The organism is Actinoplanes sp. NPDC048791 (assembly GCF_040650095.1).
GTDB lineage: Bacteria > Actinomycetota > Actinomycetes > Mycobacteriales > Micromonosporaceae > Actinoplanes.
Map to the genome: position 1 here is coordinate 1 of NZ_JBEZGQ010001265.1, position 2,126 is coordinate 2,126.

A 2,126-nucleotide genomic window follows, 5' to 3' on the forward strand; every position below is an offset into this window, starting at 1 on the left:
GGCCGGTGCTCGACGACGAGGTGGGCGTCGGCGAGCGCCCGCAGCGCCGCCTGGGCTTGCCCCGCTGTGCCGTCGAGGAGCTGCGCGGCGGCCGCGACCGTGAGGTCCGGAACCGGTGCGCACCCGAGGAGCCGGAAGGCCCGCTGCGCGGCGGGCCTGAGACGACGGTACGACTGGTCGAAGATCGTCCGCAGGCTGTTCTGCGGGTCCCCGTCGACCAGCAGCGCGTCGAGCCGCCGGTCGCCGAGCAGCTCCCGCACGTACGCGGCGATCCTCGTCCGGGGCCGGGCGGCCAGGTTCGCCGCCGCGATCCGCAGGGCCAGGGGCAGGAAGCCGCAGGCGCGGATCAGGTCGTCGGTCGCCTGCGCCTCGCCGGCGACCCGCTCGGCACCGAGGATGCGGGCGAGGAGCTCCACGGCGTCCCCGGGCGACAGCAGGTCGACCTCGACACGCCTTGCACCGTCCCGCGCGATCAATCCACCGAGCGCGTCGCGGCTGGTCACCAGGACGAGGGTGCCGGGAGTGGCCGGCAGGATCGGACGCACCTGCGCGGCGGAAGCGGCGTTGTCCAGCAGGATCAGCACACGCTGACCCGCGAGGGTCGCGCGGTAGAGCGCCGCCGCCTCGTCGACATCCGCCGGGATCTGCCGCGGGGGGACGCCCAGCGTCCGGAGCATCACGCCGAGCGCCTCGGCGGCCGGCAGCGGACGGCGCTCGTCGTACCCCCGGAGGTCGAGGTAGAGCTGGCCGTCCGGGAAGCGTGCGGCGATCCGGTGGGCCCAGTGCACGGCCAGCGCGGTCTTGCCGACGCCGCCGACGCCGACGACCGCGCTGACGATCACCACGTCGGTCCCGCCCGGCGTGGCCGTGAGCAGTGCGTCCAGGCCCGCCAGCTCCGCGGACCGCCCGGTGAAGTCGGGGATGTCGTGCGGCAGGAAGCGCCGGGCCGTCCCGCTGCCGGCTTCCCGGGCGGCGGGTGTACGCAACGCGTCGTCGTTGCGCAGGATCCGGTCGTGCAACTCGGTGACCGGCGGGCCCGGATCGATGCCCAGCTCGCCGGAGAGGGTCTGCCGGAGGCGGCGATAGGTGGCCAGCGCCTCGGCCGGGCGGCCGCTGCGGTAGAGCGCGAGCATCAGTGCGCCGGCCAGCCTCTCCCGGAAGGGATGGGCGGCGGCGAGAGCGGCCAGGTCGTCGACCACGGCATGGTGGTTGCCGAGCTCGTTCTCCGTGTCGAACAACGTCTCCAGCGCGGCCAGCCGTTGATCTTCCAGCTGGTGCCGGGCCTGGTCGACGAAGGCGCCGCTCACACCGCCGAGCGGCGTTCCGGACCACAGGTCCAGACCGGACCGCAGGGCGGCGACGGCCGGCGTCAGCTCGCCGGCCCGGGCCAGCTGCTGCCCCCGGTCGCGGTGCTCGGTGAACGCGAGCAGGTCGAGCTCGGCAGCGGTCACGGTCGCCCGGTAACCACCTCCGGCGCTCGTGACCAGCTCCCGCCCGGCGGCCCGCAACGCCCGGCGTACGGCCGAGACCGCCGCGAAGACCTGCCTTTTCGCCGTCGCCGGGGGCGCGGCCCCCCACAGGGCGTCGATCAGCTGATCCGTAGTCACGGTCTGGTTGGGATGCAACAGCAGATAGGCCAGCACGGCCCGCCGCTGCGCGCGTTCGATGTGCACCGGCCGGCCTTCGACGACCACCCCGACCGGCCCCAGCAGCACCAGTTTCACGAAAGGCCCCCGTCGGTCCCCGTATCCCCGGAAGGCGAACGTATACCAAACGTATCAATGGCCTGCTCCACCCTTGTGGATACGTGATGGGCGGACGAAGTCCGGACGTGCGAGGGAGGTGAGATTGATGAAGATCATCATCCGTACGGTGGAATCGGTGAAGTCCACGCAGTGGCCGGACTCCTGATGACGTGAGGTGGACGGCCGCGGCGGCACCGTGCGGCCGTCCACCCTTTTTCCTCGCGGTGCGGCCAACACGGAGGTAAACGATGCGGATCGGCCTGAAACCCTGTGCCTGGGAACGCGCCGGCACCGCCCTGTACGTGGTCTGCGACCCCAGCCGCTCGGTGGAGCTCGACGACCCCGACGGCCAGGTCGAGCGCCTGCTGACGGTGCTGCGCG

1 protein-coding gene is annotated in these 2,126 nt (G+C 73.0%); it reads right to left on the reverse strand.

All coding sequences use genetic code 11. From position 1 onward, the window contains the following. On the reverse strand, positions 1-1,724 hold a 1,724-nt coding region (locus tag AB0C29_RS45210), incomplete at its 3' end, for an AfsR/SARP family transcriptional regulator (RefSeq protein ID WP_360834097.1). Between the last annotated feature and the right edge of the window lie 402 nt (positions 1,725-2,126).